The organism is Thiomicrorhabdus cannonii, from assembly GCF_013391695.1.
Taxonomy (GTDB): domain Bacteria; phylum Pseudomonadota; class Gammaproteobacteria; order Thiomicrospirales; family Thiomicrospiraceae; genus Thiomicrorhabdus; species Thiomicrorhabdus cannonii.
Genome location: NZ_JACBGH010000005.1, coordinates 1 through 23486, shown reverse-complemented (window position 1 = coordinate 23486; position 23486 = coordinate 1). Strand labels below are relative to the sequence as shown.

At 53.5% G+C, this 23486-nt stretch carries 20 protein-coding genes; 9 read left to right on the top strand and 11 right to left on the bottom strand.

Annotated features, from left to right (window positions below; all coding sequences use genetic code 11):
• Nucleotides 1–18 precede the first annotated feature (18 nt).
• The 7 genes from nusA to acs all read right to left on the bottom strand — a co-directional run bounded on the left by nusA (nucleotide 19) and on the right by acs (nucleotide 9418).
• Nucleotides 19–1506, bottom strand: coding sequence for a transcription termination factor NusA (nusA, locus tag HZ297_RS06980; RefSeq protein WP_178862290.1), 1488 nt, complete (start codon nucleotides 1504–1506; stop codon nucleotides 19–21).
• Nucleotides 1507–1814: 308 nt separating this feature from the next.
• Nucleotides 1815–2267 carry a ribosome maturation factor RimP gene (gene rimP, locus HZ297_RS06975; RefSeq protein ID WP_178862289.1) on the bottom strand — a complete coding sequence of 151 codons (453 nt, stop codon included), beginning with the start codon at nucleotides 2265–2267 and terminating at the stop codon, nucleotides 1815–1817.
• A 246-nt stretch (nucleotides 2268–2513) separates the two neighbouring features.
• A complete protein-coding gene (locus HZ297_RS06970) occupies nucleotides 2514–3206 on the bottom strand; it encodes a 3'-5' exonuclease (protein WP_343034776.1) in 693 nt (230 codons plus the stop codon).
• Nucleotides 3206–5095 (bottom strand): DUF294 nucleotidyltransferase-like domain-containing protein, encoded by a 1890-nt coding sequence (locus tag HZ297_RS06965; protein WP_178862288.1) that lies wholly within the window; start codon nucleotides 5093–5095, stop codon nucleotides 3206–3208. Before HZ297_RS06965 ends, HZ297_RS06970 begins: the two co-directional genes overlap by 1 nt.
• A 151-nt stretch (nucleotides 5096–5246) precedes the next feature.
• Nucleotides 5247–6902, bottom strand: coding sequence for a cation acetate symporter (locus tag HZ297_RS06960; RefSeq protein ID WP_218644569.1), 1656 nt, complete (start codon nucleotides 6900–6902; stop codon nucleotides 5247–5249).
• Nucleotides 6902–7207, bottom strand: coding sequence for a DUF485 domain-containing protein (locus HZ297_RS06955; protein ID WP_178862287.1), 306 nt, complete (start codon nucleotides 7205–7207; stop codon nucleotides 6902–6904). Before HZ297_RS06955 ends, HZ297_RS06960 begins: the two co-directional genes overlap by 1 nt.
• Before the next feature lie 252 nt (nucleotides 7208–7459).
• Nucleotides 7460–9418 (bottom strand): acetate--CoA ligase, encoded by a 1959-nt coding sequence (gene acs / locus HZ297_RS06950; RefSeq protein WP_178862286.1) that lies wholly within the window; start codon nucleotides 9416–9418, stop codon nucleotides 7460–7462.
• A 243-nt stretch (nucleotides 9419–9661) separates the two neighbouring features.
• On the opposite strand from acs, the gene thpR reads away from it, so the two are divergent.
• On the top strand, nucleotides 9662–10228 hold the full coding sequence (gene thpR / locus HZ297_RS06945) for an RNA 2',3'-cyclic phosphodiesterase (RefSeq protein WP_178862285.1): 567 nt from the start codon (nucleotides 9662–9664) through the stop codon (nucleotides 10226–10228).
• 88 nt (nucleotides 10229–10316) lie between these two features.
• Here thpR and dnaE read toward each other — a convergent pair whose 3' ends face one another.
• Complete coding sequence (gene dnaE, locus HZ297_RS06940) at nucleotides 10317–13793, bottom strand: DNA polymerase III subunit alpha (protein WP_178862284.1); 3477 nt, start codon at nucleotides 13791–13793, stop codon at nucleotides 10317–10319.
• A gap of 169 nt (nucleotides 13794–13962) precedes the next feature.
• Here dnaE and aat point away from each other — a divergent pair, with 169 nt between their 5' ends.
• From aat to infA, 7 genes are all read left to right on the top strand, one after another.
• On the top strand, nucleotides 13963–14757 hold the full coding sequence (gene aat, locus HZ297_RS06935; protein WP_178862283.1) for a leucyl/phenylalanyl-tRNA--protein transferase: 795 nt from the start codon (nucleotides 13963–13965) through the stop codon (nucleotides 14755–14757).
• 113 nt (nucleotides 14758–14870) lie between these two features.
• Nucleotides 14871–15266, top strand: a complete 396-nt coding sequence (gene sdhC, locus HZ297_RS06930; RefSeq protein ID WP_178862282.1) for a succinate dehydrogenase, cytochrome b556 subunit — start codon at nucleotides 14871–14873, stop codon at nucleotides 15264–15266.
• Entirely contained in the window at nucleotides 15266–15607 is a 342-nt protein-coding gene (gene sdhD, locus HZ297_RS06925; protein ID WP_178862281.1) for a succinate dehydrogenase, hydrophobic membrane anchor protein, read from the top strand. Before sdhC ends, sdhD begins: the two co-directional genes overlap by 1 nt.
• 38 nt (nucleotides 15608–15645) lie before the next feature.
• Entirely contained in the window at nucleotides 15646–17430 is a 1785-nt protein-coding gene (gene sdhA, locus HZ297_RS06920; RefSeq protein ID WP_439333573.1) for a succinate dehydrogenase flavoprotein subunit, read from the top strand.
• An 8-nt stretch (nucleotides 17431–17438) separates the two neighbouring features.
• Nucleotides 17439–18143 carry a succinate dehydrogenase iron-sulfur subunit gene (locus HZ297_RS06915; RefSeq protein ID WP_178862279.1) on the top strand — a complete coding sequence of 235 codons (705 nt, stop codon included), beginning with the start codon at nucleotides 17439–17441 and terminating at the stop codon, nucleotides 18141–18143.
• Nucleotides 18144–18154: 11 nt separating this feature from the next.
• Nucleotides 18155–18427 (top strand): succinate dehydrogenase assembly factor 2, encoded by a 273-nt coding sequence (locus HZ297_RS06910; protein ID WP_178862278.1) that lies wholly within the window; start codon nucleotides 18155–18157, stop codon nucleotides 18425–18427.
• A 43-nt stretch (nucleotides 18428–18470) separates the two neighbouring features.
• Nucleotides 18471–18689: a translation initiation factor IF-1 gene (gene infA / locus HZ297_RS06905; protein ID WP_178862277.1), complete on the top strand. Its 219-nt coding sequence runs from the start codon at nucleotides 18471–18473 to the stop codon at nucleotides 18687–18689.
• Nucleotides 18690–18834: 145 nt separating this feature from the next.
• Here infA and clpA read toward each other — a convergent pair whose 3' ends face one another.
• The 3 genes from clpA to HZ297_RS06890 all read right to left on the bottom strand — a co-directional run bounded on the left by clpA (nucleotide 18835) and on the right by HZ297_RS06890 (nucleotide 22345).
• Nucleotides 18835–21075 (bottom strand): ATP-dependent Clp protease ATP-binding subunit ClpA, encoded by a 2241-nt coding sequence (gene clpA, locus HZ297_RS06900; RefSeq protein ID WP_178862276.1) that lies wholly within the window; start codon nucleotides 21073–21075, stop codon nucleotides 18835–18837.
• Nucleotide 21076: 1 nt separating this feature from the next.
• Nucleotides 21077–21394 carry an ATP-dependent Clp protease adapter ClpS gene (gene clpS, locus HZ297_RS06895; protein WP_178862275.1) on the bottom strand — a complete coding sequence of 106 codons (318 nt, stop codon included), beginning with the start codon at nucleotides 21392–21394 and terminating at the stop codon, nucleotides 21077–21079.
• Nucleotides 21395–21529: 135 nt separating this feature from the next.
• Entirely contained in the window at nucleotides 21530–22345 is an 816-nt protein-coding gene (locus HZ297_RS06890; protein ID WP_178862274.1) for a DnaJ domain-containing protein, read from the bottom strand.
• Nucleotides 22346–22687: 342 nt separating this feature from the next.
• On the opposite strand from HZ297_RS06890, the gene HZ297_RS06885 reads away from it, so the two are divergent.
• Entirely contained in the window at nucleotides 22688–23260 is a 573-nt protein-coding gene (locus HZ297_RS06885; RefSeq protein ID WP_178862273.1) for a PhnA domain-containing protein, read from the top strand.
• The last annotated feature ends 226 nt before the right edge of the window (nucleotides 23261–23486 follow it).

The following is a 23486-nucleotide window of genomic DNA, read 5'->3' as shown; positions in this document are numbered from 1 at the left end:
AACTCTCCCTTTAAATTCTTATTCAAACCATGGTGCACGCGCTTTCAAAATCAACTCGCCTGCAGCAGCTTCATCCAATCCGACGTATTCCAATAGTTCATCTACACCCAACTCAGCCAAGTCTTCCTGCGTGATTACGCCTTTGGAAGCCAATTGTTTGGCTATTTCAGGGGTCATGCCTTCCAGTGCCAGCAGGTCTTCCGCCGGCTCAGCCAAGGCCGCTTTCTCTTCGTCGGCGATCGCTTGCGTCAACAGCGCATCTTTGGCGCGCTGTTTCAACTCCGCCACGATGTCTTCGTCAAACCCTTCGATATCCAGCATTTCCGCCGCCGGAACGTAAGCCACTTCTTCCAGTGTGGTAAAGCCTTCGGCCACCAGCACTCCTGCCAACTCTTCGTCGACATCCAGTGCGTTCACAAAGGTGTCGATCTGATCGCGTGATTCGGTTTCATGTTTGTCCGCCATCGCCGACTGGCTCATAACGTTCAATTCCCAGCCGGTCAGTTCGGACGCCAAACGCACGTTCTGACCGTTCTTGCCGATCGCCTGCGAAAGCTGCTCGTCCGCCACCGCCAAATCCATGGTATGACGGTCTTCGTCCACCATGATCGAGCTGATTTCGGCCGGCGCCATCGCGTTGATAACAAACTGCGCATCGTTGGCATCCCACAAGACGATGTCAATACGCTCACCGTTCAATTCGTTAGTCACCGCCTGCACACGGCCGCCGCGCATACCGACGCACGCACCGATCGGATCCAGACGCGGATCATTGGCGCGTACCGCCACCTTGGCACGGAAACCGACGTCGCGCGCCGCGCTCATAATGTCGATCAGGTCATCGCTGATTTCTGGCACTTCGATCTTGAACAGTTCCATCAGCATCGCTTTGCAGGCACGCGACATAAACAGCTGTGGGCCACGTGGACGGTAAGTCACTTCCTGCAAATAGGCGCGAACACGGTCACCGATGCGGAATGTTTCGCGATTGATCAACTCGCTGCGCGGAATAATGGCATCGACGTTGTCGCCCATATCCAGAATGACGTCGCCGCGGTCGATACGCTTGACCTGGCCTGTCAGAATCTCACCCACGCGTTTGCTGTATTCGTCAACGATCTTCTTGCGCTCGGCTTCGCGTACTTTCTGAATAATGACCTGTTTGGCGGTTTGCGCACCGATACGGCCGAAATCGATCGAGTCGATCTCTTCTTCGATGTATTGACCGATTTCGATATGCGGATCGACATCCACCGCATCCATCTCACGGATATACCAACCCACGTGATCTTCGATCATCACATCGTCAGGAATGACTTCCCAGCGACGGAAGGTTTTGTAATCACCCGTGTGGCGGTCGATTTCGACGCGCGCATCCAATTCATCGTCATGGCTGCGACGTGTAGCAGTCGCCAACGCAGTTTCGATTGCGTCAAAAATAATCTCTTTCTCTACACCTTTTTCATTTGCCATGATTTCAACAACGGCTAAAACTTCTTTGCTCATTATTCACTCGCTCTAAATAAATTTGGATGTCAGTTATGGAATCTCTGATTAAATCATGCATGTGCTCGCGTTGCTGGCGCGCAAGCGGCAGATGCAAGGCGCGGTGAGCAGACCATGGCCAGCCATGGTCAAACAGCGCAACACGGCAGATGCCGCTTCCGAGCCACAACCCGAAGGGACGGGGCAATTTTGGCGCATCCCTTTGTTGTGGCTCACTCGCATAGCAAGGTTATGCCACGTTCGCCACGTCGCGTGCTGCGCTCCAAATCGCCGCCGTCGCGACCCTGCATGAATTAATCAGAGATTCCTTAAATCTCAACGACCAAGTTGGCTTTTTCAATCAAATCGTATGGAATCTCGAAAGACTCGCCGTCGACCTCGACCACGATGCCTTCGTCATTGGCCTGCGTCATGGTGCCGTTAATACGTTTTCTGCCCAGCACCGCAACCGCCGTACGCACGCGTACGTCTTTACCGATATAACGCTGGAAATGCGACGGCTTGTTCAACACACGATCCAGTCCGGGGGAGGAAACTTCCAGATGGTAAGCCCCTTGAATCGGGTCTTCCACGTCCAATACCGATCCGATCTGATAACTGATGTCGGCACAATCATCGACCGTAATGCCGCCTTCCTTGTCGGCATAGACGCGCAGGGTAGAATGACGGCCGGCCGGTACATACTCCACCGCCCACAACTCAAACCCCATGCTTTCAATGGTCGGCCCTAGCAAATCTTCTAACTTTTTCTCTAATAGCACGCTGTGATCCGCTTAACTTGAACTCTAAATTGATATTATCTTGCGTAAAAACAATCTTTAAATAACAAAAAACCCCGTAAAAACGGGGTTTTTTAAAATTTAAGGCCCCCAAAACCCACTTTGCAGTGAAGATTTAAACGCCTTAAGCAAAACTTTTAAAAAATCTGCGCAAACTCTAACCAAAACAACCTGTTTTGTCAAGGTTAATCTGCGTTATTTTCAAACTGAACAGGCCGGGTACGGCCTTCAAGAAGATTTTACAAGCGATTGTAATTTAAGAAAAATCAATGCTGTCATCAAGGCATCGCTAAACGCATCATGCTGCCCGATATTGGGAATTTGCAGACGCTGCAGAATCGTTTCAAATTTCAGATCGATATTCGGCATCGCCAAACCATGCTCCAACTCGCTCAAACGCTGGCGATAATACAATTCGGAAACCTCTATGCGTCGATTAGGCAATTCCACCCCCAGCCACGGCTTCACCACCTGATTGACCATCGCCACATCAAACTCGAGATAATAACCCACCAACGGATGGGCGCCGATAAACTCCAAAAAACGCCCGATCGCTTCGCGCTCCGGCAAAACCTCCACATTGCCCTCTTCGTCACCTAGCGCTGCTGAGTGCAAATCGGCATTGCGAATGCGATGCACCACGATACTTTCCGCACTGATCGCCGCGTCTTGCGGTATCAACAGATTCAGCGCCTCGCTTGTCAGCACTTGATTGCCGCGTATCTTGATGGCACTGAGGCTGACAATGCGATCCTCCTTGGGATTCAACCCGGTGGTTTCGCAATCGAAACAGATGTAGGTATCAGTCTCCGCCTCTCCGGTAAACAGAAACGCATAGCGCGGATCGCGCAGGCGTTTAAACTGACGCTTCTTGCGCCAAGCGCTTAAAACACCGGCCAAATCGTCCAGCCACCGCGCCACTACATCACCTCATGCAATTTAAAATGGCGTTGCAGCAATTTCTTGAAACGCTCCACCACCGACAATGCCTGCTTCAGCAAATCCTGCTGCAAATGCGACAAGCGCTGCACATCCAGCGAATTATCCAACGCTGCATACTCGACTCCCTGAGACTTGGCGTACAACATGGATTCCAATCTTAACGCATTGAAATAGTTCAAGGCTTCGCCCAGCTCGATGCCAAACGCCTCGGTCAAGACGCCCTTGTCCATCAACGCCTTGATGCGCCAATGGGTATTGGTCTGCACCAGCTCCGCCTCCATCGCCAAACACCGCACTCCGTGCACGATCGGGAAAATGGCCCCCTTTTTCAAATCCAAACGGGCATGACCGTCTTGATTATCGGTCTTCAACCCGCCGAAAAAGCCGATCGGGGTGTCAAACTGCAAAGCCGACTTGGCAAAATGGCGCAAAAACATCGGATTGTCGTGCAAACGTGAAAACAGCAGCTGGCGCAGACGCTCCAGATAGCCAGACTGCCCAAAGGCCACCTGCGCATCGTAAAAAATCGCCAAATGCATAAACCCCTCTTCGGTCGGCCGGTCAAACCAGGTTTTAAGCTGGTTTTTAAAACCCTCAACCGACTGGCACCACACTGGATTGGACACCATAATCTTGCCGGGACAAGGCGGAAAGCCAATCTCCACCAAGGCGTCGGTAAAGCGTTGCATACTGGCTTGCAGCGCAGCCACCTCGGCGTCGTCCACACTGTCAAAAATCAGCGCATTATCCTGATCGGTACGCAACACCTGTTCGGAGCGGCCTTCGCTGCCCATCACCAGCAAAGCCACCCGATCCTGCAAGTCTTCCGGCAACAACATCGCGCATAATTTTTCGAGCAGTTTGCGATGCAGTTCGTTGACCAGCTTGGCAATATAATGGGTTTTAATGCCTTTGCGGTGCAGATTCACCACCAGTTCGTCAATCTGTTGGGCCACGACTTTGAAATCGGCAATGGAGCCGGCCTGTTCAATTTTCAACAGCGCCAAGCCAGACTGGTTGGCAAACAGGCCCATCAGGTCTTTCTGGGTCAAAAACCCGCGCAAACCGTTATCGGAACGTACCACCAGACGGTCGATCCGATGACGGGTGATTTTCAAGAGCGCATTAAAGAGGTAATCGAACTCATGCACGCTGACCAATGGCCAGTTCGCCAGCTTCCACACCGCTGTCTGCGGATCGAATTCGGTTGATGCCAGGGCACGCAAAAGATCGGTGGAGGTGACGATTCCCAATCGCTCTTCGCACTCTTCCGGCAAACGTACCACACAGGCATCGCTTTGCGCCGCCACCATCTGCTGCGCGGCGGCCTGCAGCGTGCATTGCCCATCCACTTCCACCAGAGCGCGTATCGGTGCGGAACAGACCGTATCCATCATCACTTCGGTGGACGCCGTCATTTGCGCGCTGGCATGCATGGCATTCAAACGCTCAACCAGACTCGCCTCAAAAAACTGCTTAAGCACCGCATAACGCTGCAACGCCTCGGCAAACGCTGATGCCGGCAGCCGGTAGAGAATCGCCTCCTCCTGCACACTGAAGTGTTGCGCGCCGAGCTTGCGGTTTAAAACCGCCTGCTCTCCCAGAAAGCTGCGGACTGCATAGTGCGCGCGCCACGTCTTGTTTTGCGTGTGCTCAAGGTCTGCAGGCAACTCGTCGGCCAACTCCGCGATATGCCCCTTGATAACAAAATAGACAAATGCATTTTCCCCTGAATCCACCGAAAACCGTGCATTCACCGGAAAATACACTACATCCAACTGCTGCGCCAATGATCGTAACGCCTTGTCGTCCAGCTCATTGAAAGGTGCAATCTGTTGCAAAAACTGCTGTTGCTGTTCTATTGCCATAGCGGTCTCTTTATTGAAATAGCTTCATTAGCGATAAAAAAAGGGCTTAAAAGCCCTTTCTTTTCATTTGCTGAACAGACCGCAACCCGGCCTGTTCAGTTTTTTTGGCGCCAAACTTTCGCTAAAACGTCAGTTTGGAAACCATTGCCACTTAGTGGCTAGAGGCACCTTCCGCACCGATACCCGTTTGTGAACGGATAAACTGTGCTTCAAAGCCTTCTTTGTCTTCTTTAGCACGGGCAGATTTGTCGGTGATCGAGAAGAACCAGATACCCACGAATGCAATGATAACCGTGAACAACGCCGGGAACTTATAAGGAACGATCGCTTCGCCCATTTGCAGGATTTGCGTCCAAACAACCGGACCAAGCACAACCATCACCACCGCAGAGATCAGACCCAACCAGCCGCCGATGACCGCACCGCGTGTGGTCATACCACTCCAGAACATGGACATGATCAATACCGGGAAGTTAGCCGATGCCGCAATCGTGAACGCCAAAGCCACCACGAACGCGATGTTCTGGTCTTTAAAGCCGATACCGAACAGGATCGCCAAACCGCCGATCACCAAAGTTGCCATTTTAGCGATTTTGGTTTCTTGCTGTTCAGTCGCATTCGGGTTGATGACGTTAGCATAGATGTCGTGTGACAACGCAGACGCACCCGCCAAAGTCAGACCAGAAACAACCGCCAAAATCGTTGCAAACGCCACGGCAGAGATAAAGCCCAGGAAGAAGTCACCACCCACAACATGAGACAAGTGGATCGCCGCCATGTTGTTACCGCCGATCAACTTCGCACCGTCCATATACTCGGCAGACACAACCAACGCGATCGCACCGAAACCGATAATGAACGCCAGGATGTAGAAGTAACCGATGAAACCGGTTGCGTAGAATACCGATTTACGTGCTTCTTTGGCATCCGGTACCGTGAAGAATCGCATCAGGATGTGTGGCAGACCGGCTGTACCGAACATCAAGGCAATACCCAGAGAAATCGCGTTGATCGGGTCGGATACGAAACCGCCTGAATACAGGATATCCATGTTGTTGCCGCGGTTTTCAACCGCTGTTTTGAACAGAGTTTCGAACGAGAAGCCCATCTGGTACATAACCGCAATCGCAATGAACGTCGAACCGGAAAGCAACAGCACCGCTTTGATGATCTGCACCCAAGTCGTCGCCAACATCCCGCCGAAAGACACGTAAGCGATAATCAGCACACCCACCAATACCACGGCATAGTTGAAGTCCAGACCGAACAACAATTCAATCAGCTTACCGGCACCGACCATCTGTGCGATCAGGTACAGGATAACCACTGCAATACCGCCAAACGCCGCCAACACACGGATCGGCGTTTGCTTGAAGCGGTAAGCCGCCACGTCGGCAAAGGTGTATTTACCCAGGTTACGCAGACGTTCAGACATCAGGAACAGGATAATCGGCCAGCCTACCAAGAAGCCGATGGCAAAAATCAAACCATCGTAACCTTTCAGGTACACCATCCCGGTAATCCCCAGGAAAGACGCCGCAGACATATAGTCACCGGCAATCGCCAAACCGTTCTGGAAACCGGTAATCCCGCCGCCGGCCGCATAGAAGTCTTTAGCAGACTTGGTGCGCTGTGCCGCCCAGTAGGTGATATACAGCGTCAAACCAACAAACATTACAAACATGGCGATTGCCGACCAGTTGGTGACCTTCTCCGCCGGTGCCGCTACATCCACGCCCGCCGCATAGACCATCGGCGCTACCGCCATGGCTGCCAGGCCAAATAAGGCTTTCATCATCGTACCCATTATTCAACCTCTTTCTTGATTTGAGCCGTCAGCTCGTCAAAATCCGCATTGGCTTTTCTGACGTAGTAACCCGTCAACAAAAACGCAAAAATAATAATCCCCACACCCAACGGGAAGCCGATAGAAATGTAGTTACCCGCCACGATGGTTGTAAAGAAAGCCGGGTCGAACGCCAGCAGCAGAATATAGCCGTAATAGACAATCAACATCGCAATCGAAAGCTTCCAAGCCAGGCTTGTACGCTCTTTCACGAGCTGATGATACTGCGGAAGACTTTTAATCTTCTCAATCTTAGTCTGATCCAATGTGATTCTCCTCTCAAAGGTCATATTTTTAGTAGTCTTTGCCCTGGAATCGGCAAACGTCCCTATTATGTCGGCTCCCCATACAAACTTACAATAAGAATTCTTTATCCGACTTGAAATCTTGCTTCTATTCTAAACATAAATACTTATTACCCTTTGTATGGAAGTTCACTGTAGCGCTCCGCCAGCCATAAAAAAACCCGAATCGACAAGAGCCGATCCGGGTTTTCTCTTCAAGCCGACTTAAGCGGCTTATTTATTCTGAAACTGTTCCAGAATGGTCGGATCCTCCAAAGTCGAGGTATCCTGCGTAATCTCCTCGCCCTTGGCGATGGTGCGCAGCAGGCGGCGCATGATCTTGCCTGAACGCGTTTTCGGCAGGTTAGTGCCGAAACGGATATCATCCGGCTTGGCGATCGGCCCGATCTCTTCGGACACCCAGTTACGCAGCTCCTGCACCAGCGCATTACGCTCGTCACCCTGCGGAATATCGACGTTCAACACCACAAACGCCGCAACCGCCTCGCCTTTGACGTCGTGCGGACGGCCAACCACCGCGGCTTCCGCGACTTTAGGATGCGATACCAGCGCCGATTCGATCTCCATTGTCCCCAAACGGTGGCCGGAAACGTTCAAGACATCGTCAACACGCCCCAGAATCCAGAAATAGCCGTCTGCATCCTTATGCGCGCTGTCGCCCACCACGTAATAGTGTTGGTTTTTATCGCCTTTTAACGGGAAATAAGTATCTTTGTAGCGCTGATCGTCACCCCAGATGGTGCGGATCATCGACGGCCACGGCTTTTTAATCACCAGCAGACCGCCGTCGTTGTTTTGCAACTCGTGGCCTTCCTCATCCAGAATGGCGGCATCAATGCCCGGCAAAGGCTGCGTGCAGGAACCCGGTTTCAAAGGAGTGACCGGGAAAGGTGCGATCATGTGCGCACCGGTTTCGGTCTGCCACCAGGTATCGATAATCGGGCAGCGGCTCTGGCCGATGACTTCGTAATACCACATCCACGCTTCCGGGTTGATCGGCTCGCCCACCGTCCCCAAAATGCGCAGTTTTGAAAGATCATACTGGCTAGGCAGATCGGCACCGAACTTCATCAGGGCGCGAATCGCCGTCGGCGCGGTATAGAAAACCGTCACGCCGTGATCCTGACACACCTTCCAGAAACGCCCGGCATCCGGATAGGTCGGCACGCCTTCAAACATCACCATAGTCGCGCCTACCGACAGCGGGCCGTAAGCCACATAGGAGTGGCCGGTAATCCAGCCTACGTCGGCCGTACACCAGAAAACGTCTTTGTCGTTCAGGTCGAACATCCATTCATTGGTCAGATGCGCGTTCAGCAGATAACCGCCCGAGCTGTGCTGCACGCCTTTCGGCTTACCGGTCGAACCCGACGTATACAACAGAAACAGCGGGTGCTCCGCATTGACCGGCACCGCATCGTGGTAGTTGCTCATGCCCGCCTCAGCGTCCATCCAGTCGATATCGCGACCTTCTTTCATCGGCACCACATCATCGGTACGCTGGTAGACGATCACTTTTTTAACGTGCTCGCAACCGTGATCCAGCGCCTTGTCCACCGCCGATTTCAACGGAATCGACTTGCCGCCGCGCTTTGAAGCATTGGTGGTAATCACCAGCTTGGCGCCGGCATCCATAATACGGTCGCGCAAGGCTTCGGCCGAGAAACCGCCGAACACCACCGAGTGAATCGCACCGATACGCGCACACGCCTGCATCGCAATCACCGCCTGCGGAATCATCGGCATATAGATAATAACGCGGTCGCCCTTCTGGACACCTTGGGCAGTCAGCGTGTTCGCAAAACGGCAAACCTGGTCGTGCAACTCTTTATAGGTGTAGTGCTCGACATCGCCCTGGTCGCCTTCAAAAATAATCGCCAGCTTGTCGCTCTTGGTTGCCAGATGGCGGTCGATACAGTTGTAGGAAACGTTCAACTCGCCGTCGTCAAACCATTTGTAATGCGGGGCATTCGAATCATCCAGACCGACCGTGAAAGGCGTGTTCCACACCAGTTTTTCTTTTGCTAACTTAGACCAGAAACCCACATAATCCGCGGCAGCTTCTTCTCGCATGGATTTCAGTTTGGCTTCATTAATCGCAACAGATTGCTTGATCGCATCACTGGCTTCAAAAACGCGATTTTCCGATAGGATCGATTCGATATTTGACATGGATTCACTCTCTCTTGTTAGCATTCGGGAGAATAGTAAAACCTCATTCTCCGCTTTTAAACCGGCAAAAATAAGGGCTACACAACCCGGCCGTTAATGTGACAGCAGTTTACCCTGCCAAACCGCAAAGTTAAAGCAAAAACCACGATTTTCTTGCGTTGAATCACTTCCATTCCCGCCATTGGTCAAACGCAACATTCACGCTAAAATGGCGTCATCCACACCAGCAACAAAGACCAATACATGCGTGCCTTTCTAGCCATCCCCATTGACCCGCACACCACCCGACAGTTAAGCGCGTTGGTTGCCCAGCTCAAACAGACCGACTGGGGCGAACGCATTGTCTGGTTTCCGCCGGAAAACTATCATCTCACCCTGCATTTTCTGGGCGGCAAGGTCGAAGCCGAACGCATCCGCGCGGTGGCGGATTCCATGAAAAACTGGTTTGCCGAAGGCATGAGTTATTTCGAGGCCGAAATCAGGAAAATCGAAGCCTTCCCCACGACCGCGAAGGCGCACACCCTGATCGCCAAGGTCGAAACCACCATTATGCTGCAATATCTCGTGCGCGAAATTGAAGAACAGGTCAAACCGCTCGGCTTCACCGCCTCGCAACAAGCCTTCCGCCCGCATATCAGTCTGGGGCGGATTCCGCTCGTTCTCAATCCGATCAGCGTACCTTCCGCCTTCAAACATCTCGACGATATCCGGCTCAATGTCGACCGCATCACTCTCTACCAAAGCGAACTGACGGATAACTCCCCCATCTACACGCCGCTGGCAGAGTGTCTGCTGGAAACCTACGACTAAAAACGCCGCATAAAAACTCAACAGGCCGGGTAAAAAGTTCTTCTGACCCGGCCTGTTGAGAATTTTTGGCGATTTTTAAACGAAACCGCTAAATCACCACTTGCGGCTTCCAGCCTTGGGCTTGCAGGACTTCAATCAGTTCGTCCTCGGGGAAATAGAATTGCCCTTCGCCGGTCTTGAGCTGCACATGCGCCACGTCATTCTGGTAGTCCACCACCACCGGCAAACCTTGCGCACGACGGTAAGCGCCGAGCAACACTTTCAGATCATACAGACGCTGCTGGTCAAGCTCTTCTGCATTGGCAAACAGCTTGAGCGCGCGGGCTTTTTCAATGCGCGCTTCGGCCAATGTCACGACTTGTTCGGCATCCAGCTTGATGCCGCCATTAAAGGTGTCTTCACTGACTTCGCCGTGCACCATGACCACCATGTCTTCCTTGATCTGTTCGCGAATCGCCTCGTAAACCGCCGGACGCATGACGACCTCCAGGCGCGCTGTCTTGTCGTCAATCGCCATAAAGCCCATGCGATCCCCGCGCTTGGTGATTTTGGCGCGCAGCCCCACTACCAGACCGGCGACCCATTTTTTGCTCCACTTCTCGGGTCGCAAACTCGCCAAAGTGGTGCCGACGAGCTGGTCCAGCTCTTTACGGTAAATATCGATCGGATGACCGGTCATATACAGACCGAGCGTCTCTTTTTCGCCTTTGAGGCGCTGTTTTTGCGGCATTTCGGCCACATCCAGCAACTGCGACGAACCGGTTTCTTCCACCGACAGCATGTCGCCGAACAGATCGGTCTGCCCCAAATCTTCGTTCTTTTGCTGCTGTTCGGCCTGCTTCATGGCCATCGGCACGCTTTCGAGCATGGCGTTGCGGTTGGTGTGCAGACAATCCAGCGCGCCGCTGCGAATCAACGCTTCGAGCACACGGCGGTTGATTTTTTTGCCCACGCGCAGGGTAAAGTCAAACAGATCTCTAAATGGGCCGTTGGCGCGGCGATCTTCAATCACCCCTTCCAACGCGGCCGCACCCACGCCTTTGATGGCCCCCAAGCCGTATTTGATGGTGCGCTTGCCGGCCGGTTTGAAATGGATTTCACCGGCGTTGATATTCGGCGCCAGCACCTCCAGCCCCATGGCGTAACATTCGTTGACCATGTGCACCACCTTGTCGGTGTTGTCCATGTCGGAGGAAATCTGCGCCGCCATAAATTCCGACGGATAATGGGTTTTGAGCCACGCCGACTGATAGGAAACCAAGGCGTAGGCGGCCGAGTGCGACTTGTTGAAACCGTACCCCGCGAACTTCTCCACCAGGTCGAAGATTTTCATCGCCAAATTGCCGTCAATGCCGTTATTGATGGCGCCCTGCTCGAACTTGCCGCGCTCTTTGGCCATCTCTTCGGGTTTCTTTTTACCCATCGCACGGCGCAGCATGTCGGCACCACCCAGGGTATAACCAGACAGCACCTGCGCGATCTGCATGACCTGTTCCTGATAGAGAATAACCCCGTAGGTCGGTTCCAGAATCGGTTGCAGCGATTCGTGCTGATACTGCGCGTCCGGATAGGAAACTTTTTCACGACCGTGCTTACGCGCGATAAAGTTGTCCACCATGCCCGACTCCAGCGGACCGGGGCGGAACAGCGCCACCAACGCGATAATATCTTCGAAACAGTCGGGGCGCAGACGCACGATCAGACTCTGCATACCGCTCGATTCCAGCTGGAATACGCCGGTGGTCTTACCGGTTTTGATAAGCTCAAAGGTGGCCTGATCGTCCAACGGAATGCGGGCGATATCGACAAAGCCCTCTTCATTCGGTTTTTTATTGCCGTTAATCGACTGCAGCGCCCAGTCGATAATGGTGAGCGTTCGCAGTCCCAGGAAGTCGAATTTGACCAGGCCGGCATATTCCACGTCGTTTTTGTCGAGCTGCGTCACCACGCTGGAACCGTCGGCTTCGGACAATACCGGACAGAAGTGATCCAACGGTTTCGGGCCGATGACCACGCCCCCGGCGTGCTTGCCGGTATTACGCACCGTGCCTTCGAGTTTCAGCGCCAATTCGAGCAACTGGCGCGCATCCTCGTCGTTGTCGCGTTTGGCCTGCAGATCCTCTTCTTTTTCGATGGCATCTTTCAATTTGATGCCCAACTCGTTCGGAATCAGTTTGGCGATGCCGTCCACCACGCCGTAGCCCAGACCCAATACACGGCCGACGTCGCGCACCACCGCCTTGGCCGCCATAGTACCAAAGGTCACAATCTGCGACACATGATCGCGGCCGTAATGGCGCGACACATAGTCGATGACCTCGTCGCGGCGGTCCATACAGAAGTCGACGTCAAAGTCGGGCATGGAGACACGTTCGGGGTTCAGGAAACGTTCGAACAGCAGGTCGTATTCAATCGGGTCGAGATCGGTGATTTTCAACGCGTAGGCCACCAGCGAGCCCGCCCCCGAACCACGCCCGGGGCCTACCGGAATCTGGTGATTCTTGGCCCACTGGATAAAGTCGGCAACGATCAGGAAGTAACCGGGGAACCCCATCTGCAAAATGATGTCGAGCTCGAACTGAATACGCTCGTAATAGAACTGGCGTTTTTCTGCAAAGGCGGCGGCATCCAAGTGGCCGAACAAAAACTGCAAACGCTCATCCAAGCCCTTGTGGCTTTCCTTGACGAAGAACTCGTCGATGGTCATGCCCTCCGGCACCGGGAAATCCGGCAGGAAGTAGGTGCCGAGTGTCAGGCTCAACGAACAGCGTTTGGCAATCTCGACCGTGTTCTCGATGGCCTCGGGAATGTCATCGAACAGCGCAATCATCTCCTCGCTGGAGCGGAAATACTGCTCTTCGGAATAACGCTTGGGGCGGTTCGGGTCATCCAGCACATAACCGTCGTGAATACAGACGCGCACCTCATGCGCCTCAAAATCCTCCGGCACGGCAAAACGCACGTCATTGGTGGCCACCACCGGAATCTCGTAACGCTGCGCGACTTCGACCGCGCCGGCAATATAGGCTTCCTCATTAGGCCGGCCTGTTCGGATGAGCTCCAGGTAATAACGGTCTTTGAAATGCGTCATCCACCACTGGGCGCGTTTGGCGACCAGATTGGGCTTCTGCGCCAGAATCGCCATGCCCACATCGCCTTCACGTCCGGCGGATAAAACAATCAAGCCCTCGTTGAACTCCACCAGCCACTCGCGCTTGATCATCGCGCACAGGGTGTTCTCATGCAGCTTCTGGTTTTTTAGATAACTCATTGAAATCAGATGAGAAAGGTTCAGATAACCCTGTTCATTCTGGCACAGCAACACCAGTTTCGACACCAAGCCATCCGCATCCTCCAGCCACACCTCGGAACCGATAATCGGCTTGATGCCGGCGCCCATCGCCGCGCCGTAGAACTTGACCAGTGCAAACAGATTGCTGCGGTCGGTCAACGCCAGTGCGGGCTGCTGATTTTTACCCGCCAAACCCACCAGCGGCTTGATGCCAAGCGTACCGTCAACCACGGAGTATTCGGAATGAACATGAAGATGAACAAATGCGGTCATACTGCTAAAAAACCATCCTGAAATCAAACTGCACGGTGCCAGCTATCCATAATGACCGGCATCCAAACGAATTGAGATATTCTAACGGCTTACGCCTTGCCTGCGTTGAAAAGATGCCATAAACTTTATGCCACTTTTAACCGCCCCACAAACAAGTTCCTGCAACACTATGAAAAAAATGCCTTTTTGGCTTGATCCCAAACCCGTTCTTTTCCCGCCCAGCGATCTGGCGCTTGACGAACCTGACGGCTTGCTCGCGATTGGCGGCGATCTGACACAGGAATGGCTGTTGCAGGCATACTCCAAAGGCATTTTTCCGTGGTTCAATCCGGATGAACCGATTTTGTGGTGGACCCCCAACCCGCGCTGCGTGCTGTTTATTGACGAGCTTAAAATCCGCCGCAGTCTGCGCAAAACCATCAAGCAGATTGCCGCCGATGCGGATTATCAGGTGACGCTCGACCAGGCCTTTACCGAAGTCATGCAAAACTGCTCGCAAATCGAGCGCAAGGATCAGGACGGCACCTGGATCAGCGACCCGATGATCAAAGCCTACACGCAGCTGCATCAGGCCGGCCATGCCCACTCCGTCGAAGTCTGGCATCAAGGTGAACTCGTCGGCGGCCTTTACGGCACGGCCATCGGCAAAATGTTCTATGGCGAATCCATGTTCTCCCATCAGGCGGATGCCTCCAAAATCGGGCTGGTGGCCATCGCCATGCAGCTCAAGGCGTGGGGCTTCAAACTGATCGACACTCAGGTCGAAACCGCCCACCTCAAAAGCATGGGCGCAACACTGATCTCGCGCCAACTGTTCGAGGGGTTGTTGCAAAACCAAATTCAGCAGCCGCTTCCTCCGGGAAAATGGCAGTTTGATATCGACTGGGTTGAAGCCGCCATTGCGCACAGCTATTACCAGCAAGCCCTGCGCAATACCTCAAAGCGCCCCATCCCCGGCAAATAATCCCCGGCAAATGGCCGCGCTGCGTGACTTTAATTCGTCTGTGCCCCTTTACCTGTCCGGCCATTTCAGTAAAAATGAGAAACATCCACCGCTGAATTTCCAATGAGGGGCTGATGTATCAATTTCCCGGCAACCGACCCGTTTACCTGAGTTTGCGGCGCTTTCATTTTCCGCTGAATGCCTGGCTCTCTGCACTGCATCGCATTACCGGTTTGCTGCTGGTGATCTGCCTGATCGGCTATCTGATGCTGCTGAACCTGCTGACCTTTCACCCTCTGGTAACGCTGGAGGCGATCCGCGATCACTGGATTCTGCAATGTCTGCACACTACCTTTTGGATCAGCCTCAGCTATCACTGGCTGGCCGGACTGCGCCACCTGTTGGCGGAACACTTCACCCAAGCGGCACACTATGCTGCCATCAACAGTAAAACCGTTAGCCGCATCATGCTTGTTGTGTGGAGTGCTTTGAGCCTGTTGAGTTGCTATGCCGTTTGGGGAGGTGTCTGATGCAGCTGCACCGCCTTTCCGGCAACCGCGCTTTCAGATGGCAACGCATCAGCGCCTTTTACCTGCTGTTGTACACGCCGCTTCTGGCCTTGTGGATTACGCTGACGCCGCACGCCACCACCGCCGACAACTTAATCGCCTCTTTAACAACGACGTGGTGGGTGATACCGAATCTGCTCGCGCTTTTATTGGTCATTACCCACGCCTGGGTCGGCCTGCGTGATATCACTCTGGATTACACGCCGCGCCAACGCACCCCGCTCTGGCTCGAGGCCCTGCGCTGGTTACTGATTGCCGTCATGCTCAATCTGGCGCTCTTGCTCTACTGGATACTGCTATGATGGATACTGCTATGAAACACGCCTCTCCATTGACCGACCTGAAACTGGACACCCATACGTTCGATGCCCTGATACTGGGCGGCGGCGGTGCGGGCTTGCGCAGTGCACTGGCTTTAACCCTGGCCGGCCATCAGGTCGCCGTGGTGTCCAAGGTCTTTCCCACCCGCTCGCATACCGTAGCGGCGCAGGGCGGCATCAATGCCGCACTCGGTAATATCACCGAAGACAACTGGGAATGGCACATGTACGACACCATCAAGGGCAGCGATTTCCTCGGAGATCAGGACGCCATCGAGTTCATGTGCCGCGAAGCCGCCGACATTGTGCGCGAACTCGAACATTTCGGCGTGCCCTTCTCCCGTCTGGAAAACGGCAAAATCTACCAGCGCGCCTTTGGCGGACAGAACCTCAATTTTGGTCAGGAGCAGGCGCATCGCACCTGCGCGGCCGCCGACCGTACCGGGCACGCCATTCTGCATTCGCTCTACCAGCAGAACCTGCACGCCGGCACGCGTTTTTTTGACGAATACTATGCGTTGGATCTGCTAAAAGACACGCACGGCAACATCGGCGGTTTGATGGTCATGAATATCCATGACGGCCGTTATCACGTTTTGCAAAGCCGTCATATTTTGATTGCCACCGGCGGCGCCGGACAGGTTTTCCGCAACAACACCAATGCCAGCATCAATACCGGCGACGGTCTGGGCATGGTGTTGCGTGCCGGCCTGCCGCTGCAAGATATGGAATTCTGGCAATTCCACCCTACCGGCGTGGCCGGCAAAGGCATGTTGATCTCCGAAGCGGTACGCGGTGAAGGCGGCGTGCTTAAAAACAGCCTTGGCGAAGATTTTATGCAACGCTACGCGCCGCACGCCAAAGACCTCGCCTCGCGCGATGTGGTAGCGCGCGCCATCGCCATCGAAGTCAAGGAAGGTCGCGGTTGCGGCCCCAACAAAGATTATGTGCTGCTCGACCTGACCCATCTGGATGACGCCACCATCAAACAGCGCCTGCCCGGCATACGCGACATCAGCCTGACGTTTCTGGGCGTTGACCCCGCGGTTGAACCCATGCCGGTCTTTCCGACCTGCCACTATATGATGGGCGGTATCCCGACCGATATTCACGGCCGCGTCGTGACCCCCGACGAAAATGGCGAGCAGCAGATTGTCAAAGGGCTCTACGCGGTGGGCGAATGCGCCTGTGTCTCGGTGCACGGCGCGAATCGTTTGGGGGGCAATTCGCTGCTGGATATTGTGGTTTTCGGGCGCGAAGCGGCTAAAACCATCAGCCACGAACTGCACCAAAATCGCCGCGAAAAAACTCAACAGGCCGGGTCACCGGAAACCGCACTCTGCCTGGATGCGGTCAGACAGCGCATTGCGCGCTGGCAAAATCCCGCCCCTTCCACGGATACACTTGCTGCCATCCGCAAGGCGCTGCAACACACCATGGAGATGGGCTGCGGCGTGTTCCGCAATCAGGCAAGCATGCAGCACGCTTTGCAGCAACTGTTGCTGTTGCAGCAGCGCCTTGAGCAAGTCACATTAAGTGACCACAGTCAGGTTTTCAATCTGCAGAGATTGGCGGCTTACGAGCTCGAGAACCTGCTGGCCGTCGCCTTTGCCACGGTGCACAGCGCGCTCAACCGCACAGAAAGCCGCGGCGCCCACAGCCGTGTCGATTACCCGCAGCGCGATGATTCGGCCTGGCTCAGACATACCCTGTATTTCAGCGCCGGACATCGCTTGGATTACAAACCCGTCAACCTCCACCCCAAACATCACGCCGCTTTTGCGCCCACAGCACGAACCTACTGAGTCTCGGAGTGACCATGGAATTTATTATCAGCCGCTACAATCCGGAAACCGACACGGCACCGCATGACCGCCACTACCGTCTGCATCAACAGGAGCTGGACGGCGGCACCATGCTGCTGGATGCGCTGCTGAAACTGCGCGAACAAGACCCCACTCTGGCATTCCGCTCCTCCTGCCAGGAAGGCGTGTGCGGTTCGGACGGCATGAACGTCAACGGCCAAAACTGCTTGAGCTGCATCACCCCTTTGGCTTCGCTCAAATCGCCGATTGTCATCAAGCCGCTACCCGGCCTGCCCATTATCAAAGACCTGATTGTCGACATGACGCTTTTCTATAAACACTATGCCGAGGCGCAGCCTTTTTTACAGGCCAAGCCGCCCAGTGAAGCACACGAACATCTGCAAACGCCGGCGGAACGGGCGCAGCTCGACGGCCTGTATGAGTGCGTGCTCTGCGCCTGCTGCACCACCAGCTGCCCCTCGTTCTGGTGGAATCCGGACCAATTCCTCGGCCCCGCCGCATTGATGGCCGCACAGCGCTTTGTGATCGACTCGCGCGACATTCAAACCCGCGAACGTCTGCAGTCGCTGGACGACCCGATGAAAACCTTCCGCTGCCGTCATATTCAAAACTGTACTGCGGCCTGTCCCAAAGGCTTGAACCCCAGCCGGGCGATACAGGCCTTGAAAGCCAGCATCGCTAAAGAACATTAAGGCAGGTCGCCATGCAAGCAACGATCTGGTTGAAACAAACGCTGTTTCTGTGCAAGCGCGGCAATCTGGAATGCGAGCTCCTGCTCTCGGCCTATGCCCCGCGCGCTGCGACCGAGGATGAGACCGCCCGTTCGCTGTTCAGACAATTGCTGGCAGAACCGGAAGACCGTTTATTTGCCTGGTTGCTGGCCAGCCGCCATAGCGAAGCCAACCCGGTGATTCCGTCGCACTACCGCGCGTTAATTTCGGCGATACGCAACAATTATTTGATACATAACCAATAAATTGGTATAATCCGCGCAAATTTTTAAGGATTATCCTAAACCTATGGCAAAACAAGACGTAATTGAATTTGATGGTGTGGTCGTTGAAACCCTGCCCAACACCATGTTCAAAGTAGAGTTGGAAAATGGTCACACCATTTTGGCGCACATTTCCGGACGTATGCGTAAAAACTACATCCGCATTTTGGCGGGTGACCCGGTTAAAGTGGAATTGACACCATACGACCTGACAAAAGGCCGTATCACCTACCGTGGTAAATAATCCACTCGGTTTATTTATTATTGCCGTAAGTTAAAAAAAACCGCCTTCTGGCGGTTTTTTTATGAACGATTTTTGAGATGGTTTTTAGGGATGATTTTTAGGGATGATATCCGCATAAAAAAGCCCTCAATCGAGGGCTTCTTTATCAGACCAGATTAAAAACCAACGCATCCTCGCGGCAATCGATTTCGATATGACCGCCATGCTGCAACTCGCCGAACAACAGCTTGTCGGCTAACGGCTGCTTGACCTTATTCTGAATCAGACGCGCCATCGGACGCGCGCCCATCAACGGATCGTAACCGTGTTTGGCCAGCCATTCACGCGCCGCATCGGTCACCGTCAACGCCACCTTTTTCTCCAGCAGAGTCTGCTCCAGCGCATAGATAAACTTATTCACCACCGAGACCATCGAGGCCTCCGACAAACGGTTAAACTGGATAATGCCGTCCAGACGGTTGCGGAACTCCGGCGTAAACACCTTTTTCAGTTCCGCTTCAAAATCCAGCGTATGATCCTGCAAGGTAAAGCCCATACTGGCACGCGCCATCTGTTCGGCCCCCACATTGGAGGTCATAATCAGCACGACATTTCTGAAATCCGCTTTACGGCCGTTATTGTCGGTCAAGGTGCCGTGATCCATCACCTGCAACAGCAAATTGAATACGTCCGGGTGGGCTTTTTCGATTTCATCGAGCAGCAGCACCGCGTGCGGTTGCTTGTTGACGGCCTCTGTCAACAAGCCGCCCTGATCAAACCCGACATAGCCCGGCGGTGCGCCGATCAGACGCGACACCGTATGACGCTCCATGTATTCGGACATATCGAAACGGATCATCTCCACGCCAAGGTGCTTCGCCAACTGCTGCGTCAGCTCGGTTTTACCAACACCGGTCGGCCCGGCGAACAAGAAGCTCGCACTCGGCTTGTTCGGATCGCTCAAGCCGGAACGCGCCAGCTTGATTGCCGAGACCAGCTGTTCGACGGCATGATCCTGCCCGAACACTACACGTTTCAAACTGCCCGCCAAATCCTGTAGCGTATCCCGCTCTTTCTGGGTGATCTGCGACACCGGAATACGGGCAATACTCGCCACCACCGCTTGAATCTCCGCCGTACCGATCTGCTTTTTGCGTTTGCTGGCCGGCAAAAGCGCCTGTTTGGCGCCGGCCTCGTCAATCACATCAATCGCCTTGTCGGGCAGATGACGGTCGGTGATATAACGCGCCGACAACGCCACCGCCTCTTTTAATGCCGGCAGCGTGTATTTGACATGATGATGTTCTTCATACTTATCTTTCAGGCCTTTGAGAATCTCATAGGCGTCCTGAATGCTCGGCTCTTTAACATCGACTTTTTGAAAACGGCGCGCCAAGGCGCGGTCTTTTTCAAAAATGCCGCGATGCTCTTCATAAGTGGTCGCGCCCATGCAACGCAATTTGCCGGAAGCCAAGGCCGGCTTCATCAGGTTGGAGGCATCCATCGCCCCGCCCTGCACCGCCCCGGCGCCGATAATGGTATGAATCTCGTCGATAAACAGAATGGCATGTTCGTGCTGTTCCAGCTCGTTCAGCAACGCTTTGAAACGCTTTTCGAAATCTCCCCGGTAACGCGTACCGGCAAGCAGAGCGCCCATATCCAAACTGAACACCACGGCATTTTCCAACTGCTCCGGCACATCATGATGCACGATGCGGTAAGCCAAACCTTCGGCCACGGCGGTTTTGCCCACGCCCGGTTCACCGACCAGTAAGGGATTGTTCTTGCGACGGCGGCTCAGAATCTCCAAGACACGCTGCAACTCCCAATCGCGCCCGATAATCGGGTCGATCTTGCCCTCTTTGACCGCCAAATTGAGATTATGCGCATAGGATTCCAGCGCGCTTTTCTTCTCCGAGCCTTCGCCTTTTTCACTCTCTTCATTGGCACCGCTTTGCGCGCCGGGCAGAAAGTCGCTGCTGTCGCTCGCCGTAACGCCATGCGAGATATAACTCAGCACATCGACGCGATCCACGCCGTTACTCTCAAGCAGATAAACGGCCTGCGAATCCTGCTCTGAAAACAATGACGCCAATACATGCAGACCGGTCACTTCCGGATAGCCATTGGATTGCACCAGATAAATGGCACGCTCAATCACGCGCTGAAAACTCATGGTCGGCTGTAACTCGTCAGGACGGCGACTGACCATTTCGGTTTCCAGAAACTTCTCCAGCCCCTCTTCGATTTTTTCGACGCTGGCGCCGCAGGCACGCAGCACATCCTGCACATCGGGCAACGCCAGCAGCTCCAACAGCAAGTGCTCCAAGGTCACAAACTCGTGTTCATATTCGTGAGCCACGCTGAAGGCGTTGCTCAACGTCATTTGCAATTCTTTACTTAACACCTTAGACCACCTCTAGCTGACACATCAGCGGGTATTTATGTTCGCGCGAATAACGGTTAACCTGATAGACCTTCATTTCCGCCACTTCGCGACTGTAAACGCCGCACACGCCTTTTCCCTGATGGTGGACAGCCAGCATGACCGTATTGGCTTTGGCTTCGTCCATGCCGAAGAAATGCATGAGCACCTCCACTACAAAATCCATAGGTGTGTAATCATCATTCAACAGCACCACCTGATAGCGCTTGGGTGGTTTCACTTTGGGTTTAGCGGTATCCAGCAATAGGTTACCGTCATCAAAATCCTGACTGTGCGGCATAGTTCAATCTTTTTTAATTCACTTAATAAACGATACTTTGATATGGGCTATTGTAGCCTTTTCAAGATAGGACGGGAAAACAATACACGCAACGGAGAAACGCCAATAGACGCTTTACTGGCCGCCAGGCTGGCATCACGCTGCGATCAGGCGCGCGTAAAGGTGCCCGGCCTGCGCCTGTTCATCCGGTGGCAGTCCCATATTTTCAATACGGATAAAATCGTCCGGCGAATAATTGGCCGGCACCTCCACCATACAGGAACCGCTTGGCGCTTCCAGGCGGATCTGTTTGCCCGCGACCAGCAGCGGTCTGGCGACCTGAAAAACGCCGTACAGATCGGCACCTTTCAGCTGCCATTTAAGACTTTCCTGCTTGATATTGAAACGCACCAGAAAATCGCCGGGCTTGCCGCCGAACAGGCCGCTATAGCCCTTGCCCGCAAGACGGAAGGTTTTGCCCATCAGCGCTTCGCGGGTGAATTTCATGCGTACTTTCAAACCGGGGATATAGAACGAACCCAAACGCAGCAGTCGGATCGCATAACGCAGCGTCAGCGGATAGGTAATCACACGGTCCTTGCCGTCGATCGGCTTTTGATGTCGGTAAGTATTGGAGTAGAAGGAGGAGTTGTGTTCGGAAGCAGTCTCTTTAGCTGCCGGCGCCTCGGCGTTATCATGAGAACGCTTGGTGTGTGCCTTGTAGGCATAGGGTGTTTGCGAAGTTTGGAAATCACGCCAATACGCATCGCGGTATTTGCTGAGAATTTCATAAGCTTCAGCAATCTCCTGGAACTTGCGCTGCGCATCATGGATTTTGGAAACATCAGGATGGTAACGCCGTGCCAGTCTGCGATAGGCCTGCTTGACCGTCTGTGAACACGCTTGCTGGTGCACACCCAATACGGCAAAATAATCGACACTCGGGTCGTACGGACAGTTACAAAAGGCCATTCAAACTATATCATGATCCATTGGATGCGTTAATCGAAGCGGATAAATTGGCCATCGTTGGCAATCGGCCGATCTGCAATAGAGTAACAAAATACCCAAAATAAACGCAAATCGATTACGTTTATTCTAACGGCAAGGCTTTCAAAAAAAAAGCACGGTGCCGCACACTTTAAGCATTTTTACGGCCTTGCCTGCAACAGGACAAAATACGCTAACAAGACGGAATTCGCCGCAATTCAACACAGTAGGATGGTTTTTACCCAAATTCTCCCTATGCACGCTGCATATCGGTGATAATACCCGCTCAAATTAAATGTAATTTGACGTTTTAGAGGTAAGAAAATGAGTATTGAACAAACATTGATGGAACGTAGCGGTTCCAAATGCGAACTATGCGGTGCCACCGAGCACTTAAGCGTGCTGGAAGTAGCGCCTAGCGATGGCAGTGCCGAACAATCCATCCTAGTATGCGAAACCTGCAAAACCCAAATCGAACATCCTGAGCAGACCGATTCCAATCACTGGCGCTGCCTTAACGACAGCATGTGGTCAGCGGTGCCGGCTGTTCAAGTGATGGCGTATCGTATGCTGCACCGTCTGCGTGGCGAAGGCTGGCCACAGGAACTGTTGGACATGATGTATATGGAAGATGACACTCGCGCCTGGGCAGAATCGGGGCTGCCTGCCGAGAGTCAGGATGACTCGCCTAAGACCGTTGACAGCAATGGCACAGAACTACTGGCCGGCGACAGCGTGACTTTGATTAAGGATCTGGATGTGAAAGGCGCTGGCTTTACGGCGAAACGGGGAACGCTGGTCAAAAACATCCGTCTGACCGATAATCCATTGCACATTGAAGGCAAGGTTAACGGTACGGATATCGTACTGGTCGCAGCCTACCTCAAGAAGGCATAAGCCGACAATTCCGTCTGGATATCACTACCCGGCCTGTTGAGATTTTCAACGCCTCTTTTGAACCCTTTCAAAAGTAGTGACAATAAAAAAACCGCTTTTATGAAGTGACCCCCAAATGTTGGACACCAACTTTGGGGGTTTTTCATGTCCAAATACAGTCGCAATACAAAAGTCACCATAGCAAAGCGCTATCTTCAGGGCGAAAATTCTACCGCTCTCTCAACAC